At 43.7% G+C, this 16,814-nt stretch carries 16 protein-coding genes; 14 read left to right on the forward strand and 2 right to left on the reverse strand.

Annotation, left to right across the window (positions count from 1 at the left end):
• Positions 1-230: 230 nt before the first annotated feature.
• From GE073_RS21470 to GE073_RS21495, 6 genes are all read left to right on the forward strand, one after another.
• Positions 231-806 (forward strand): hypothetical protein, encoded by a 576-nt coding sequence (locus tag GE073_RS21470; protein WP_153784308.1) that lies wholly within the window; start codon positions 231-233, stop codon positions 804-806.
• A gap of 3 nt (positions 807-809) precedes the next feature.
• Positions 810-953 (forward strand): hypothetical protein, encoded by a 144-nt coding sequence (locus GE073_RS21475; RefSeq protein WP_153784309.1) that lies wholly within the window; start codon positions 810-812, stop codon positions 951-953.
• On the forward strand, positions 925-1,530 hold the full coding sequence (locus tag GE073_RS21480; protein ID WP_153784310.1) for a hypothetical protein: 606 nt from the start codon (positions 925-927) through the stop codon (positions 1,528-1,530). The genes GE073_RS21475 and GE073_RS21480 overlap by 29 nt, the downstream gene beginning before the upstream one ends.
• Positions 1,531-1,809: 279 nt before the next feature.
• Positions 1,810-5,409: a PolC-type DNA polymerase III gene (locus GE073_RS21485; RefSeq protein WP_153784311.1), complete on the forward strand. Its 3,600-nt coding sequence runs from the start codon at positions 1,810-1,812 to the stop codon at positions 5,407-5,409.
• A 258-nt stretch (positions 5,410-5,667) separates the two neighbouring features.
• Entirely contained in the window at positions 5,668-6,147 is a 480-nt protein-coding gene (locus GE073_RS21490) for a hypothetical protein (protein WP_153784312.1), read from the forward strand.
• Positions 6,144-6,464 carry a hypothetical protein gene (locus GE073_RS21495; protein ID WP_153784313.1) on the forward strand — a complete coding sequence of 107 codons (321 nt, stop codon included), beginning with the start codon at positions 6,144-6,146 and terminating at the stop codon, positions 6,462-6,464. The genes GE073_RS21490 and GE073_RS21495 overlap by 4 nt, the downstream gene beginning before the upstream one ends.
• Before the next feature lie 54 nt (positions 6,465-6,518).
• On the opposite strand, the gene GE073_RS21500 is transcribed toward GE073_RS21495, so the two are convergent.
• Together GE073_RS21500 and GE073_RS21505 are read right to left on the reverse strand one after the other, a co-directional pair.
• Complete coding sequence (locus GE073_RS21500) at positions 6,519-7,211, reverse strand: helix-turn-helix domain-containing protein (RefSeq protein WP_153784314.1); 693 nt, start codon at positions 7,209-7,211, stop codon at positions 6,519-6,521.
• Between the two features lie 183 nt (positions 7,212-7,394).
• A complete protein-coding gene (locus GE073_RS21505; RefSeq protein WP_153784315.1) occupies positions 7,395-7,592 on the reverse strand; it encodes a helix-turn-helix transcriptional regulator in 198 nt (65 codons plus the stop codon).
• Positions 7,593-7,714: 122 nt separating this feature from the next.
• Here GE073_RS21505 and GE073_RS21510 point away from each other — a divergent pair, with 122 nt between their 5' ends.
• The 8 genes from GE073_RS21510 to GE073_RS21545 all read left to right on the forward strand — a co-directional run bounded on the left by GE073_RS21510 (position 7,715) and on the right by GE073_RS21545 (position 16,803).
• On the forward strand, positions 7,715-9,646 hold the full coding sequence (locus tag GE073_RS21510; RefSeq protein WP_153784316.1) for an S-layer homology domain-containing protein: 1,932 nt from the start codon (positions 7,715-7,717) through the stop codon (positions 9,644-9,646).
• Between the two features lie 21 nt (positions 9,647-9,667).
• Positions 9,668-10,891, forward strand: coding sequence for an S-layer homology domain-containing protein (locus tag GE073_RS21515; RefSeq protein ID WP_153784317.1), 1,224 nt, complete (start codon positions 9,668-9,670; stop codon positions 10,889-10,891).
• Between the two features lie 41 nt (positions 10,892-10,932).
• Complete coding sequence (locus GE073_RS21520) at positions 10,933-11,316, forward strand: hypothetical protein (RefSeq protein ID WP_194843440.1); 384 nt, start codon at positions 10,933-10,935, stop codon at positions 11,314-11,316.
• 27 nt (positions 11,317-11,343) lie between these two features.
• Positions 11,344-12,306, forward strand: a complete 963-nt coding sequence (locus tag GE073_RS21525) for a hypothetical protein (protein WP_153784319.1) — start codon at positions 11,344-11,346, stop codon at positions 12,304-12,306.
• Between the two features lie 1,069 nt (positions 12,307-13,375).
• Positions 13,376-13,567, forward strand: a complete 192-nt coding sequence (locus GE073_RS21530; protein ID WP_153784320.1) for a hypothetical protein — start codon at positions 13,376-13,378, stop codon at positions 13,565-13,567.
• Entirely contained in the window at positions 13,539-15,419 is a 1,881-nt protein-coding gene (locus GE073_RS21535; RefSeq protein WP_153784321.1) for an FtsK/SpoIIIE domain-containing protein, read from the forward strand. Before GE073_RS21530 ends, GE073_RS21535 begins: the two co-directional genes overlap by 29 nt.
• A 12-nt stretch (positions 15,420-15,431) precedes the next feature.
• Positions 15,432-15,881 (forward strand): YopX family protein, encoded by a 450-nt coding sequence (locus tag GE073_RS21540; RefSeq protein ID WP_153784322.1) that lies wholly within the window; start codon positions 15,432-15,434, stop codon positions 15,879-15,881.
• Positions 15,882-15,960: 79 nt separating this feature from the next.
• On the forward strand, positions 15,961-16,803 hold the full coding sequence (locus GE073_RS21545) for a tyrosine-type recombinase/integrase (protein WP_153784323.1): 843 nt from the start codon (positions 15,961-15,963) through the stop codon (positions 16,801-16,803).
• The last annotated feature ends 11 nt before the right edge of the window (positions 16,804-16,814 follow it).

Raw genomic sequence — 16,814 nt, forward strand, 5'->3', positions numbered from 1 at the left:
TTGGTTGTATTTACTCAAATGATATTGTTCATTGGAAAGTCATTACAATTCTATTATCGCTAATCACCTTATCTTTGAAAAGGGCAAAAGTATTACAACAATTGTCTTGAAGCTTCTGTAAAGGAGCATATGATTCTCTTGGTCTATAAATAGTGCTAAAATTGACTCCATATAGATTAAGGATTAAAATAAAAGTATGTAAAAATACATTCTTTTATGGGGTGCACTTCATGCAAAGACTAAGTGTTAACGAAAGGTCAAACCATCTTTTCAATTTACTGGGCTTTGCCGTGAGTGAACATGATATTGCCCGAATTCTTCGCGCCAATGACTCCCTCATTTTCAAAGAAGTGGTCAACCAGACGAACGAGATTGCCATCCCCTATGTCGGTAAGTTTGCCTTTAAGGAGTTTACGGGACGGGAAATTAACGCGGTACACGGCGAAACGGTGAAGCAGCGGGATTTTGTGAAGACAAAATTTGAGCTTGGCAAATACATCAAACGTCTGAATGTGAATCGTAATTGCTTTGACCGCATTGAAATTGATGCCGATTCTTTGAAGCCCTGCATCGTATTCAACACCAAAGCAGCTGCAATTCGTTCCGGCCAAAAGGACTTGATCGGCTGTATAGCTACCGTCTACCAACATGAGTTCAAGTTGATCGGGCGAGTCGAATTGTTCAATGAGGAGCAACTGTCTAGCTTTACCGCCGATATGCAGCACATCTCTTCATCGAATCCGAAAGCGTATGACGACATTTCGCCATTCATTCAAACCGTACTTGCCTTCGAGGAGTGGATTTAAGCGATGAAAACCAAAAACAAATCCGAACAACAAATCAAACAGGAGCAAGAGTACCAAGCTTTTATGCTTCGAGCAGCCGATTTACTGAAGGCATATCATCAGGGAAGGAGAAACGAAAATGACAAACGAAACAACGGTAAAAATTAAACGACAACTGCTTACCCTGCATTACAATGTAATGAATGCAATTGCAAAGTGGGGACATCTGAGCGTCCCATCTCTCCATAAACTAATGCCGGACAAACGTCCTCTGAATGCTTTATACAAGGCAACAAGAGAATTAACAGCGTGGGGCTGGCTCGATTGTGTAGTAGACAAGCGAAAAAACAAGATTTTTGCATTAACCTCCCGCGCCGTTCAGGAACTGGGTATTCAAGGGTTAGAAACACGCGGCCGCAGCTTTTTGCAAATGGACATTGCACGAACCGTTTGGGCGTTCGAACAAGACGGATTTTTCGAAACGCTCGGCCTTGAAGCTCAGCCAAGTATCAAAATGCTTGATTGCGTGGTCAAAGGCCCAAATCCGAAAGCTTTAATCGTCGATCACGATTTGAGCCATGTATCCAAGACATTCCAGCGAATTGAAGATTTCACTAGCGCAGCTTCTCCCGATGCCCCACTGGACATTATTGCATTAAGCGAACATCGGGCAGCGGAACTGCAACGTTTTATAAGCCAGAAAGGCTTCCGTTTCCAAGTCCATTTGATCGAGGTAGATGTATAGAACATCTCTTGAGCATCACCCTACTTACTCTCCAATATCCCGCGAATCCTCTGCTCTTCTATTTTCCTCGGCCTTCCATTTTGAGAACACCCCTATAACAAGTCGATACAAACAATTGGTGAATGTTGGATATTCGATTCCTTACATGTAACACTCACGTAACTAATCCCTAATTCCTTGACAATGCAACATAACTAAAATCGTGAACATGCCAATAATGGGCGGATACTATTTAGCGCTATAAATCCGCCTTTTTTCGGAAAATGGAGGATACAGCCGATGGGGATTCGATTTAACAATCAAAAACTGCCGGGCAAATTCGGAATTACAGTTCCCGCAAGTGGAGTACGGAAACTACACGAACTCCGACAAGGAGAAAAATATGTTGTCACCGCCGGAGTCATCGTGAACAAACAAACGCATCTTTCCAAAGATGGGAACTGGCATATTTGTACGATATATTTGACCAATTATATTTCTTCTCTTGCAACAGTTTATTTAACGAAAGATGCTGACGAAGCACAGGCCTTGATGAACGAATTTCATCTTCATGACTCTGTCCGCATATATGGCAATGTCGATCTTTACCAAGGACAATTGCAGCTTCAACTCTCCGGCCTTCAACAAGTCGTCGGGTTGGAATATGTGGACAGCGCGGCGGTTAAACGGGTAGAACTCCAAGTATTCTCTAAGCTTTCTACTCTCGCTTCCATCGTGGACATCAAATTGCTGGTCAAACAAGCGAAACAATTCGGTCACGAAGCTGTTGCTCTAACCGATCTTCACTCTGTACAAGCCTTGCCGGAGTTCTTCAAGGAGGCGCGGCGGGCAGGCATCAAACCGATTGCCGGCGCAACTCTGTCCGTCGTAAATCCGCTTCCAGTGGTCTACGCTCCGCAGCCGCGCAATTGCAAGTTGTCTGAGGATTGCTATGTCATCTTCGATCTTGAAACAACCGGTCTTTCAAGCGAACGTCATGACATTATCCAGATTGGAGCCGTCAAAGTGATACGCGGCGAAATGGTCGATTCCTTTTCAACGTATGTTTGTGCCAAACACGCTATCCCTGAAACGATTCAAGCTTTGACCGACATCACGGAAAATGATTTGAGGGATGCACCTTTGTTGTCAGATGCTTTGCTTGCTTTTGACGCTTTTATTGGGGATGCGATTCTGGTCGCGCATAACGCCAACTTTGATTTGCGTTTTATTCATGCCAAACGGCAAAGCTTGGCTATGTTTCCTCTCGCCAATCCTGTCATTGACACGTTGGGACTCGCCAAGTTTCTATATCCTGAATTCTCCTCATACAACTTAAAGGCTCTGGCCGATCAACTTGATGTTTCTCTTGAAAATCATCACCAAGCCCAATCTGACGCGCTGGCAACTGCGGAGATATTCAGAAAGATGCTTCAAGCGCTGCCGCTGAACATGGAACTATCGGAACTTCATCGTCAAACCAAAAATCAGGTTTATGGTTATCCATTTCCGGTTACGTTGTACGCCATCAATCCGAAGGGAATCCGGCATCTTTACCGGCTACTCTCGCTGGCCCATACCGATTTTCTAACCAAGGCTGCCCCGCAGCTTCCCAAAGCGGTAATCAACGAGTATCGCGAGGGGCTATTAGTATCTTCTCCAGGCTTCTCGGGAGAAGTAATGACAGCTTTTATGGAGCATGGCGAGGAAGCCGCACTACAAGCAATTGCCGACTATGATTTCATTACTCTTGAGCCTTCGCCGTATGCCCAACCTTTTGTTGATAATGGCCTCCTTCATGATGAAGAAGAGGCAAAGGCTTTCCACAGCCGTCTGAACGAGCTATGCAGCCAAGCGAACAAATTGCTTGTTGCTGTCGGTGGTGTCCGACACCTGAATAAGCACGATCATGGTCTATACAGCAGGTTTATTCAACTACGCCCGTATCTCTCCAAAAACAGGCCCGTGTTTATGCCGGAAGCTGCCCCCTTCCTTTCAACCGATGAGATGCTGGAGGTATTCCATTACTTGCCCGATGCCCAACGTGCCGTTGTCGAGAATGCTTTGAAGGTAGCCTCGCATGTGGAAGATTTTAATTTGCTGCCGGATGAAATGCCGCTTCCCGATCTGCCGGGAGCCGCCGAAACTGTGCGAGCTAAGGCTTACGAGAACGCCCAGCACAGGTACGGTACTCCGCTCCCGGATTTCATTAGCAAAAGGCTTGAAACCGAGATACAAGCCATCATTGGCTGCGGCTATGCTGTTATCTATGAAGCAGCCCGGCAAATTGTGGTCGAGGCGAATGCGAAGGGACATTTCGTTGGTTCCCGTGGTTCAGTTGGTTCGTCGCTCGTAGCGTATCTGCTTGGCATTACAGAAGTTAATCCGCTGCCGCCGCATTATGTTTGTCCGAACTGCCGCGATGTAGAGCGCTCAGAGTTATGCGCCAGCGGCTCCGATCTTCCTGAGAAACGTTGCCTATGCGGAGCGGAATTGCATCGAGACGGCCAGCAAATCCCGTTCGAAACCTTTCTTGGATTGTCAGGAGAGAAAATGCCGGATATTGACTTGAATTTCAGTCAGGAATATCAGGAACAAGCCCATAACCATTTACGCGCCATCTTTGGCGAGAACGATAGCGTCATTCGTATCGGCACGATATCGACGACCAAAGAACAATCCATCTATAACGCGATGAGTAAAGCAAATACCAACCTGAATCCTGCCGATACAGCACGCTTGCTTCAAGGCTTGACCGGCATCAAAACAACGACAGGACAACATCCCGGAGGGCTGGTTATCATCCCTGCTCGCTGTCGAATGGAAGCATTCAGTCCGGTTCATCATCCTTCCAACAAAAAGACAGCGCCAGTTGTAACGCACTTCTCCAAAGAGAATCTTGCTCACGGTTTGTTCAAGCTGGATTTGCTCGGCCAGACAGAACCCTACAAGCTAAAAAAGCTATATGAGCTGACCAGGGTTCATCCCAATACCCTTCCCCTTTCTAACCCTCAGGTTCTGCAAGCATTTGCCCAAGGCCGGACATTAGGTATCGGAGAATTCAATACGGAACTGTCGCGGCAAATGCTGATGGATATTCAACCGCGAACGTTCGGAGAATTGGTACAGATATCAGGTCTGGCACACGGCACAGGCGTTTGGGAAGGAAATGCCCAGGAATTGTTTGAACAAGGGTTCCCGTTGGAGCAACTGATCAGTTGCCGGGACGATATTATGTTGACGCTAGAAAGCCGGGGAATGGAAAGGACTGTTGCATTTGAAGTGATGGAGACTGTGCGGAAGGGCAAAAAATTGCGGCCAGAATGGATGAGCGAAATGCGTCAGGCTGGGTTGCCTTCATGGTATATAGCGGCTTGTCGTAAAATCAACTATCTGTTTCCGAAAGCACATGCTGCGGCCTACGCCATTAACGCCGTAAAAACCATGTGGTATAAATTGAATTATCCTCTTGCCTTCTACGCTGTATGCCTGACGCTTGATCGTGAGGACTTTTTATTGGCAAACGCCTTTCTGCCGCTGAATGAACTCGAAGAGAAGCTACATAGACAGCGGAAACGAGTGAAGAGCTACCGTGCCAGCGCCAAAGAACGTAAACAATACAAAGTGAATCAGATGATCTATGAAGCGCGGCAATCCGGCGTTGAGTTTGATCAGGTGCGGCTTTATAATTCCGTATCAACCGAATTCACGATTCAGGACAGAAAACTGGTTCCTCCCTTTGCCGTTCTGGACGGAGTTGGTGAAGCCAAAGTTGCCGTACTGCTGCAAGAACGCAGCCAGCCTTTTAAGAATATTACCGACTTGCGGACACGCGGCAAGGCAGGAAAAAAGCTGTTGGAAGGGTTAGCTAAATTCGGTGACCTCAACGATCTATTTTAGTGTTACTCCAAGTGAGAAGTGTCGCTTTATTGCGATGCTTCTTCTTTTTTTAGCCTCTACTCCACTTAGCGATGAGTCTACGGAATAGCTAAAGGTCTACGAAATCGATGCTTACTTTTTGAACTCTGACCTTTCAAAAATTAGAACTACCGGGAGTCGCATTTATCTATAGGTGAGTTTGAAGAAAGTGAGGTGTTCTCATGCCTTGATCTCTGTAAATCCAACAACCATACCTATTCCTGAGGAGAGATTCACCTTATGATAAACGGAAAACAATATCTTCGCTCGCCGAAATTTAAAGTGCTGGCAAGAGAGTTGAATACGGGGGCAGAATTGCTGAGCACAGCTTCCAGCCGCCTTTTCGTCGCTTTGCAGTTAGCGAACCAAATCTTTCAAAGAATGCAATTGAACTTGCTCTGCGAACAGAGCAAATACCGTAACTGCCGCTTCGAGGTTATTGTTGAATGGACTTATTCTCCTTCCTCGCTTCATTGGAGAGACACATGCATCTTCGATTCGCCGCAGTTCATCAACGCCTGTGATGTATGGCTACATCCCTTCTTTGAAGTTCTCAGCCTGATCGATCAAGATGCCTTGTTTGATGGCTACAACGGCATCGGCTATTTGCAAGCATATACCACAGAGCGAATTTTAGAAAACAGCGCAAGCTCCCTGCCTGTAATACGAATTAGCAATCCTCTGAATATAAATTATGATGTAAAGAGGGGAACACGATGAATGCTCCAAAAAATCGAAACCTGACATTGCTTCAATCCAGTAGAGTAGCCGCTTTTGAACTGCCATCGATTACAGTCGAAATGCTTTACCAAACCGCTCTTCGTCGTTTTTTGGAGAACGGCGATCAACTGCTCATTGCACACGCTGCCGTTAAAGACAAGGTAGACATAGTAGATGAAAACGGGAACGCGATCTTAACCGAATCGGTGGATTCGTATCCCGGCATTTTTGAGGAGATTTGGGTAAGCGTTGATGACTATGGCTCGGATTCTATCGAAGGCTTAGTTATTACCATCCATCTTCCTGAAGAGCATTAATAAGACTGTCAGCGGGAGAGGCCAATGAGTATGCCTCTCCCTTTTCATGCCTGCCTACCTTAATGGTTTGATCAGGTCATTCCCGTTGATATCCAGCATTTCATATGCCTTCCCGATCATATCCTTATCCTTGCCATATAGATGTGTCGCCTTGTCTCGTATCCCGCTAATAGTTGTCACATAGTTCATTTGATGAACCATAAATTCTGAATTGCACAGCACTACTGCTTGTTTACCGTATGAAATTACTTTTTGCTGAAACAAAACAGCTCTCTCGGCTACTTCTGGGGAATACACAACAGGTTCGCCGTCTGATGCTTTCATTTCCCGGTGATCAACGAAAATACTTAACTCCCCCTCCGAAAAGTTGGAGGCGATTCTTAACAACGTTTTAGACATATAATCCACATTTTCGCCAGTCAACAGTCCATATACCTGAAAGGCAAGTATCTTTTTACTGTTGTCGATATGGAATTTGAAACGTTCCAAGAAGGGAACTTCAAAATCCTTTTTAAGATATGCCAGATTCGTCGAGAAACGTTCACTCGAAAATAAATATTCTATGGAAACGTTCAGCGCGGCGGCAATCTTCTCGATGTTCACAAGGCTTATATTACGTTCGCCGCGTTCTATCCCACTAATATACGTTCTATCCAGCCCCGCACGATCAGCCAACAATTCCTGCGATATCCCTGAACGGGCGCGAAGTTCCCTTACTCTTTTTCCAAATTCCAAACGAATATCCACGACAACAACCCCTAACCTAGTCAACAACTCCTCTATAAAGATAATCGGATAAATAGGTCAAATGATGTATACTATTGTGTCTTGTAGGTGGATGTGACTTAAAGTCCGTGGAAATATCTGAATATCATGAATTACGATAGCTATTGAAAATAAAATAACCGCCAGTTCATTCTGACGGTTACTTTAATTAGTGGAATCTTGCCACTCATCAATTTCAAACGGGCTAACCTCTAATATTTTGCATATACGTAAGGCTATTTTAATGCTTGGAATGGACTTCCCACTCTCTAACCGTTGGTAATATCTTAAAGAAACATCGATCATATGAGAAATATCTTCTTGGACAATATTTTTTCTATTTCTTGCTTCACTTAATTTCAAGGGGATTACTCCTAACGGCTTTACCCCTATGTTATCGAATAAACTCGTGCTTTATAACGATATATCTATCGTGTATTATATGTCGTAAAGAATGTCATTTTGTATAAATCAGGAGGGAAAGTATGAAGAAAGTAATGATTACACTAGGCATGTCTGCGCTACTGCTGACCGCACCAATGTTAGCGACAGCTACCGAAACACAAGTAATCCAAAACCAGATTGTCTTTAATGACGTATCAGAGGCTCATTGGGGCTTTTCAGCCATTCATTGGGGATTAAAGAACCAAATCGTCAATGGCTACCCTGACGGCTCTTACAGACCCGATCAGAACGTTACCCAATCCGAATTTCTTGCTATGCTGCTCAAAGCCTACAACGTTGAATTAACCAAACAAGAGCAGGGAGAAGCTTGGGATTCTCCTCTTTTGAAATATGCCCTAGAAAGCAATTGGACACTTGTTACTGATACAAGCAAACCGATAACTCGCGGACAAGTTGCAAAACTTCTAACCAATGCATCAGGCAAAAAATATAATGAAAATGATTCCATTCATTACATATTAGATGCTGGCCTATCAAATGGTAAGACCGAACGCAGTATCGCCGGGTATAAAGGAAATGACTTATTAACTCGCGCTGAGGCGATAGTTTTTATTCAAAACGTTAAAACAAAGCTTGCAATTGTCGGAACTGCACCATTAAACGAAGAGAAGTATGAAAATCCTAATAGTGATATCAAAGACACTCAAGTGATCGTTTGGAATCCTACTCCTGAACAGAAAGAATACGCTACGCAAGTATTTAAGCTGATTCGCTTCGATATTGCTAGCAAAGACCTTAAGGTTAAGGTTCCTTCTGTTAAAGGTAAGGAAGTAACTGCCGGACTTTCTGTAAATAATGGTAAATCTCAGCTTCTTACCTTAGATAAGTTGTACGAATATAAAAACGCATCGGGTATCAAGATGAATATCAGTATTTCTGGCGAGCTTGACGGTGGATATGGTACATTCGATAAATATGACATCTATTCTCGGGACAGACTTCCTGGCTGGGTGAAAGAGGAAAAAATTCCAAATACTGACGATATTATCGTAATCGATCAGTACAAGAACGTTGTACCTCTTAGTGTGGTACTTAAGGCACTTGGTTTTGATTCAGCAAATGAAAATACAAAATCTGTTAATCAACAACAACCTTCGACCATAATAGAACCAGTTACTTGGAATCCTATGCCTGCTCAGAGGGAATACGGAACTCAAGTGTTTCAGCAAATCCGCTATGATATTAAAACTAGGAATTTGAAAGTTATGGTTCCTTCTGTTAAAGGTAAAGAAGTTAGTGCAGGTCTTGCGGTAAATGGAGAAAAATCAAAAAAATTAAAGCTTGATACCCTTTACGAGTATGATGGCGCTACTGGTGTTAAGCTTAATATTCGTATCTTTGGAGAAGTGGATGGCGGAACTTATACATTCGATAAGTACGATCTTTATTCGAGGGACAACCTACCAAGCTCTTTCACTAACAGAAAAGATGTACCTGAAACTGACGATATTATCGTTGTTGACCAATATAACAAAATTGTGCCTCTTAATGCAGTTCTTAAGGCCCTAGGTTTCGAGGCAGAAGCCCGAAACAAGTCAACGGAAGATGATAGAACAGTTTGGAATCCAACAGACGAGCAAATTGCTTACGGTAACCAAATCTTCAAACCTCTCTCTTGGGATAACTCAACTCGTACTTTGAGCTTCAGTATTCCTAAGATGCCGGGTAAAAACCCTGTTGTAGGTATCCAGTACGGAACCAAGAAGGAAAAGATCACGCTTGGTAAAGTTTATACCTTCAAAGACCTTCCTGCAGAGTTTAAGATGGATATCAATATTTATACCGACGATACATTTACTGAGGTCGTTGATAGATACTCCATTATGTCTTATGACTACGCAAACAAGCGGGATTGGGCTAAAGGGGTGCCAACAACTGATCTTGTTGTTCAAGACCAGTATCAAAATGATGTATCATTAAGTGCAGTTTACAAGGCTCTAGGGATTAAATAAGTATTTGGGGGACTTCCAAGAATGAACTTAAAACAGCGAACTGCTTCATTATTTTTAGCATTCTTTCTCACTTGTACAATTCCATGTTTTGCGAACGCTACCGAACCGCCGATTGATACCCTACAAGCACCTTTTTTTAATGACATTACAGACCATTGGGCTGAATCGCAGATCAAAGCAGCGGTAGCCTCCGGTTATGTAAATGGTTATGAGGACGGTACTTTCAAACCCAATGCTAGCGTAACACGAGCAGAATTTATTAAACTCTTGGTCGGAGCCTTAAAATTAGACGTAGAAACAGGCAGTTCTCCTTGGTATCAAGGGTATGTCACTGCTGCAAAAAAGGCTGGAATATTTGCGGATGATTTCGAAGGTTGGAACCAGCCCATTCTTCGTAAAGAAATGGCAGTGCTTGCCGTTCGAGCGGGGTTATCCGGCTACAAGCAAGAATATGATGAGAATCGATATCTATATGAAGCAGCCAAAGGCGGTATTTTATCTGGTACGGCTCCCGGTGAGATCGAGCCAGATGGTGTATCCACCCGCGCCCAAGCAGTTGTCGTAATCGAACGCGTACTTGCAGTTAAGAGTGGTAAAACACTTGAGAGTGACAAGTACGCAGTATCCGCGGCTGAGATTCTTTGGCACAAGACGAACATTTTGACAGTATTACCTCAGATGTTCGGGAAGGCTATGCCTGACATAAACGGAAACACTGATTTCCAGTACACTAATATGACATCCACTACAAGTAACGGTGCTGTATCATGTAGTGTAGATCAACTTGTAGCCATCGATCTTTCAGATAAGAATGATCCTAACAGGAAACTACTGACACCCGAATATCGTTGGTTCTCTGCATTTAATAAGTCTTACGAGTTTAATGGAACTGACGCTTACGCTCTCGTTTCTGTAAGCAAGGTGAAATTTAACAAAGAAGGCGTAGAGGATAACTACTATCCTTGCAAAATATCTATCAACAATGACGATGTGCTTAAGCGTGGGTCCACTGTAAATACAAGTAAGCCTGAATCGGTTTACAGCATTTACAAATATGACAGCACTAAAGGTACTTTGATCAATAAACTTAAGCCATCTGATGCTAAGAACGGAGTTGGTACGTATCTTAGTGGATACATTATTCCTAAGAAACCATTCACATCAAACGACAGGTTAGCTCTAATGTTTGATGGTCAGGGTACAGGTTCGAGTAGCACAAGAATTTACTCCTCTGAATTAAAATAAATCAACTAGTAGGTGATAGGATGCGAAAAGTCCTTTACTACATGGCGGCCAGTTTTCTGGTCGCCTTGATTGCTTTGTGTATAACACCGTCAAAAACATATGCCGCTTGTCCTATTAACCCGCTTCCAACAGGTGCTACCGATTTAGGTAGAGTAACGTTGTATGGGGAAATAAACAAGAGGGACCAAACAGATGCTTGCTCGCAGTATATACCGCTAGCAAAATTAGCTTATACTACTGTTGACGTACCTGCTAAGAACGGTAATATTTACGCAACATCTGTTGCAATCTACAATCATAAAGGTAAAAAAGTAAAGGATCTAACTAAGGTAACAGATACAACATGGAGTATCGGCAACATAGAAGGAACAAAAGTCACCCTTGAAGGGTCAAATAAGACCGCGAATAATGGTTATTTCGCGTAGTTTAGATCACCTTCAGGAAATTACTGGATGTATGACCTTGATGGACAACGTTGTTATGTTTCATCAAATGGTGACGACTACCCTCCAGATAGCGGTAACGCAGGTTGTAGCTCCTCAGGAACGCCTCCATTATATCCTTCCAGTAACGCAAACGTTGCAGAATCATCCAGGCAGATAACTATTCAGGACCCACTTGGTACTCCTTTGAAAGGTACATCCACTGGAAGCATGGAATTTGCTTTAACTCAGGTAGCTACTGTTAAGGTAAAGGAACTGAAATATAACGGAGCTACTGAATGTCCTGATACTTGTATGCCTGACGATAAAGTCATAACGGGGACTATCGCAGGTACAAGCGATAAAGTGACGATTGATGACTCGAATAAGAGTAATATCGTTGTAGATTTTAGATGGACAGGTAGATTTGATGGCGGATCATATACAGAGGATACTAACTCTTCTAACGGTTTGACACGTAAATGGTTTAACTCGTGGAGAGTAACATTCTCTGCAGAAACATATAAGTATGACGAGTATTACGTGCTCGCATTTTATGGGAATACTCCTGCTGAGGACCCTTGCGTAACAAACCCTTCTAGCTGCGGAGGTAGTACGGGAGGAGGTTCAGGTAAGGTCATTTTTACACCTAACGATACAGCTGCAAAAGATGGTTCCATAGTTCGCGGTTGGGCTCGTTATAATTTCACTGTAACAGCTAGTGTAGTCGATTACGTTAAAGCAGAACAAACTACTAACGTACCTTGGAGAAAACCTCAGCCGTGTATTCCTTGGTCATCCCCGACCGGCGGTGGGTGTACACCTCAGCCTGACCTGACGGGAACGGCAGTATATTACTGTTGGCGTGATAAAGAAGATAATATCACAATAACAGGTTCATACAGCGGAACAAATAGCGTTCAGATCACGAATGAAGGTTACCAGCAAAAACTTTCGGGTCAGGTTAATTGGAAACCGTATCAGTGGCGTTGACACAGCTAATTCCCCTAAAACACACCCTCCTAACTTATCAACCCCCTTATGTGACGCGGTTTTTCACTGACACATCCGAATCTTGCTTACAACTCTCTTTTAAAAATTATATTTTAGCTTCCGTTTTTCTGCCCTCTGTTTATCGTCAAAGGGGACAACTAATATAATCAATATATCTTATTTTAGAATTTTAGGTGTGTCAGTTGTTTCCCTTGATGATAAATGGCGAAAAGGCTTGATATAGCGCGGCTTGTGGCAGACACACAAACAATCGCTCTCTCTTGAATTCGGCTTGAATCAGATGATCGAACTTCATCGCTTTAAAGTATTAAAATATAAGTTTTAATTGACATTCATAAAAAACTATGATATTTTTAAAATTTAACTTAAATATTGTATAAAAATGTGCTATAATAGAATCATAAATAGCGATGAACATTGTGCAGGTTATATCCACAAAGGCAGGGTCGGCAATATATTGAAACGCCCATGTTCCTATCGCACCTACCCCTACTCCTCTCTCACCTTCATTTTCCGTTTGTAATTCAATTTCCCCTTACTTTTTTTCAACTGCACAGCAGACATAAGCTTGCGGAGGTCGTTCGCCTATGAGTTTCTTTGGCATACTCCTACTTTTGTTCTTTGTTTATCTTGGATATAAATTATTCCAAAAGGAGTCGCCCCCTACTGAAAGGCAATCAGACAACACAGACATTTTACGTAAGAAATTCAGAAGCTTGCTGCGGGATAAACAAACTGTCGAAAAGATGGTTACACCTCATAATTCCGGCTTATTCGCAACATTGCTATGTGTACACTTTACTCCGTATGACAATGTAATATCCTTCAATGAATTGTTCAGTTATGTTCACCCTCTTTTTCTTGAAGATCATCTTCGGAGAATTCTGTTGGTCGCTCAGAAACAAGGGTACTTACAATTCGATAAGGAAACAATTTATTGGTATAACATCGATTATGACTCGCTGTTACATCAATTCTACTCGTAACCGGCAAGGGCTTGCCCTCCGTTAGTTCAAGCCCTTCCCGATCTTTTTAGGAGGCGCTATTCATGAGCGAAAAAGAAAAAGAACGCATTACCGTGACGCTAGACAAGGAATTCTACATGGACTTCTGTATTCGGGCTTATGCCGCTGGGACTCGTCCATCTAAGGTAATTAAAAGCTTAATGCTGTCATACGTTGCCACACGACAAGCAGCGGAGGAAGCGAAACATGATGTTCAAGCGTCTGCGTCATCTTAACTTCGTTCCTCTATGGTTAAAAAAAGTCCATTCATGGTTCAACTACGAAGGCTATGAGCGGCTACGCAAACGAGTTATCGCAATTTGGAGTCAAGCTGCAATCGATGATCTTCAGAATGCTGTGGCGGTGCTAGTGAATATCAGTCAAACACCTTCCTTTGAAGTGAGCATTCCGCAGCAGAAAATTGATCAGGCTGTACGGCTGATATTACGTTACGAAACCATAAAATCCCCTTACAGGCCGCTAAATTTTCGACTGGCACTTCGACTAGGCCTTCACGCTCCGGCGATTAGAAAGCGGTTCTTGTGGCTATTGGGTTCTGCTGTAGGGGCTTCCTTTACCATTATCATCTTGCACTGGATAAGTTGGTTTCCCTTTGACTGGTTCCCAATAAGTCTGTTGACAGTTGCATTCTTTATCATCGTTTGTACATTCAAAGGATATAAGCTATTCCCGATTATCCGCGCTTTCGCCACCGAGCATGAAGCTTCTGAGCATCTTTTCTACGCAAGCCTCGCTGACTTGCATAAACAAGCCAAAGCCTTGCTTTCCAGCAAGCGAATAAAAACCATGAATCAAATTCAAACGGCCATTCATTCCGTTGGCTTCCAACAACGACAAGCGGAAAGTATCTACTTCGATAAATCCAATGAACTGGTAGTTAACGAACCAAAGTCGGCTGCAGCAGGAAACAACGCAATCACGTATTACCCGATGAAAAAGGCATGGGAGCGGTTCTTCAATGAAGTATTCCGTTTGAAAGAAGGCACTTATGATGTACCGCTCCATCGTGATCTTGGCACAACAGAAATTTATGTATGGGATATTCCTTCAATTGCCTTTAGCCGCTGGGAAGAGAACTTAACCCGAATCGAAGCCTATTTGAAAAAAGTTGTATTCTCTGTCTACAGGGACTTTGACGGTATAGGGACGGTTGGAGTCGAAATCGCCAAACAGCCGCTACCGAAGGAAATTATCTTTCAGCATATGATCGACCTTCATGCCGCCACTCAAGCATCGGAAAGTGTAATTGTCGGCGTGAATTGCAAAGGCACGGTTGCTTGGAATTACCGTAAAATTCCGCATGGACTTGTAGCAGGAACAACAGGGGCTGGTAAGTCAACCGCCCTATACTCGATTATCTTGCAGCTCCAACGACAGGCTCATTTGCCTGTTTTCATCGATCTGAAAGGCGGTGTTAGTTTCGGATTTGTGGAAGATGTCGGTTATCCAGTTGCCACAACCAAAGAAGCTGCGCTACAGCTTGTAAAAGGCGCGGTACAGGAAGTTGAACGGCGTGAAAAACTATTAAAAGAATGGGGAGTATCGCCGGATATTACCGTTTATAACGAGATGACCGGCTCGAATCTGCCTGAAATATTCATTGTGTTCGATGAATTCGCGCAGTTTACCGACAAATGGCAAGGACTTGATGAAGGCATGGCTTGTATTAAGACAATTGCCGCGAAGGGACGAAGCAACGGGGTACACTTGCTCATTGCTACACAACGGCCCTCACAAGAAAGCTTAGGCTCAACCGATTTTCGATCTAACATCTCTTTCCGCTGCATTGGCCGAATGGATTCTCAAGCGTCAAGTCAGATTGCTCTTGGGAATAGCGCCGCGTTCGAGCGCCTCCCTTCAACTGATTACTCCGGGCTATTCATTGTCAGAGGAACGGATGCACCAATGGACTCATTGATGAAAATCCCATATGTCAATGATATCGATTTTCGAAGGTTGTTTTTAGGATATCGGAATCCACATGAAGGCTATGCGTTCGGAAGCGGAATCCAGTTGAACAAATCTGATCAACAAGAAGTTGGAAGAAACTACAACGATATTTTTTAAGGAGAAACTGAGATGAATCCACAGTATAAAGTTCTATTCAACGAGAAGGTTTACGATTACATCAGCCATTCCGATATCGCTGTCACGGTCAAAGGTGGACAGACATTCGAAATTAACGATTGTAGACTTCTTCAGAACACTGGCTTTAAAGATTCTGAAGGGAATCCGATCTTTGAAGGCGATTTGTTGCAATCCATACGGAACAACAAAGCTGCGTGTTTGACAGTCGAACGCTCCGATGCCCCTGAAGATTTCGGATTCAAGTGTGTTCATTACGAGATTTCAGCTCTAGGCGATATTAATCACCCATTTAGTGAGATTCATGATATGAGCCTTCAATTCTGGTTGAATGATGATCTATACCAAATGAAAGTTGTAGGCGACTTCTGGTCAATTTATCAGGCAAAGGCTAACAAGATTAAGTACAACGTCGAGGCTGTGAAGAAGACTTGGGAGAAGTAACTTCTGTCGTAGAATTGTCCTTCCGCGCAGCAAATCGGGAAAATAGCCGCGCGGGAGGGCTTCAAGGAGGCTGCTAAGAATGAAAAATAGATGCGTAGAAAAATTCAGTGATTTTGCTGCTGTTCAAATCGAACGAGGCAAGTCAGCTAATACCATCAAAACCTATTGCTACGCGCTCCAAACATTCGCTTCATGGCTGCACGATAGCGGCGGGAATATCGATAAGCTAACCCGAATAGATTTGCAACAGTATATCAAGCATTTAGAAGCCGCTAATCGTAGCGCGGCAACCATCGGCAAGGTGTTTGCCGCCATCACCTCATTCGCCGAGTTCAAAGGCTGCACGTCGATTACAGAAGGCATTCGCTTCCCTGTCCAGCGCAAAACCCTGCACACGGCTCCCAAATCCCTTTCACGCAATGAGCGCAACAAATTGCTTCGCGATGCGGAACGCGATGGGAATATTCGAAACCTTGCCTTGATATTCACTCTTCTATTCACCGGCTTACGAGTCAGTGAATTGGTTAGCCTTGACCGAAACGATATTAAATTCGGAGAACGCTCCGGCTCCGTCACTGTCCGCAAGGGTAAAGGCGATATATCGAGAGTCGTGCCATTTCCGGTTGATGCGAGACATTACCTCTTCAAGTACCTCGAAACGCGAACCGATGATGAACCGGCGCTCTTTCTCAGCCAATACCAACAGCGCATTAGCGTCCGATCTGTACAGCGGATGCTCAAGCAATACGGTATACACCCGCACCAATTACGGCACACCTACTGCCGCGAATTAGCCAACTCCGGCATGGACCTTTCCAGTATTGCCGAACTCGCAGGACACAGCGATACAAATACAACACGGCGATACAGCAAGCCAAGCCACTCCGAACTTGAGCAAGCCATTAGCCGAGTGTTTGGGTAAAATCAAATCCT

The organism is Paenibacillus sp. B01 (assembly GCF_009649995.1).
GTDB lineage: Bacteria > Bacillota > Bacilli > Paenibacillales > Paenibacillaceae > Paenibacillus_O > Paenibacillus_O pasadenensis.

Excerpts from the sequence above, each read along its gene's own strand:
- GE073_RS21470 (WP_153784308.1), top strand. The coding sequence starts at position 231 with ATGCAAAGACTAAGTGTTAACGAAAGGTCAAACCATCTTTTCAATTTA.
- GE073_RS21475 (WP_153784309.1), top strand. The coding sequence starts at position 810 with ATGAAAACCAAAAACAAATCCGAACAACAAATCAAACAGGAGCAAGAG.
- GE073_RS21480 (WP_153784310.1), top strand. The coding sequence starts at position 925 with ATGACAAACGAAACAACGGTAAAAATTAAACGACAACTGCTTACCCTG.
- GE073_RS21485 (WP_153784311.1), top strand. The coding sequence starts at position 1,810 with ATGGGGATTCGATTTAACAATCAAAAACTGCCGGGCAAATTCGGAATT.
- GE073_RS21490 (WP_153784312.1), top strand. The coding sequence starts at position 5,668 with ATGATAAACGGAAAACAATATCTTCGCTCGCCGAAATTTAAAGTGCTG.
- GE073_RS21495 (WP_153784313.1), top strand. The coding sequence starts at position 6,144 with ATGAATGCTCCAAAAAATCGAAACCTGACATTGCTTCAATCCAGTAGA.
- GE073_RS21510 (WP_153784316.1), top strand. The coding sequence starts at position 7,715 with ATGAAGAAAGTAATGATTACACTAGGCATGTCTGCGCTACTGCTGACC.
- GE073_RS21515 (WP_153784317.1), top strand. The coding sequence starts at position 9,668 with ATGAACTTAAAACAGCGAACTGCTTCATTATTTTTAGCATTCTTTCTC.
- GE073_RS21520 (WP_194843440.1), top strand. The coding sequence starts at position 10,933 with ATGGCGGCCAGTTTTCTGGTCGCCTTGATTGCTTTGTGTATAACACCG.
- GE073_RS21525 (WP_153784319.1), top strand. The coding sequence starts at position 11,344 with ATGTATGACCTTGATGGACAACGTTGTTATGTTTCATCAAATGGTGAC.
- GE073_RS21530 (WP_153784320.1), top strand. The coding sequence starts at position 13,376 with ATGAGCGAAAAAGAAAAAGAACGCATTACCGTGACGCTAGACAAGGAA.
- GE073_RS21535 (WP_153784321.1), top strand. The coding sequence starts at position 13,539 with ATGATGTTCAAGCGTCTGCGTCATCTTAACTTCGTTCCTCTATGGTTA.
- GE073_RS21540 (WP_153784322.1), top strand. The coding sequence starts at position 15,432 with ATGAATCCACAGTATAAAGTTCTATTCAACGAGAAGGTTTACGATTAC.
- GE073_RS21545 (WP_153784323.1), top strand. The coding sequence starts at position 15,961 with ATGAAAAATAGATGCGTAGAAAAATTCAGTGATTTTGCTGCTGTTCAA.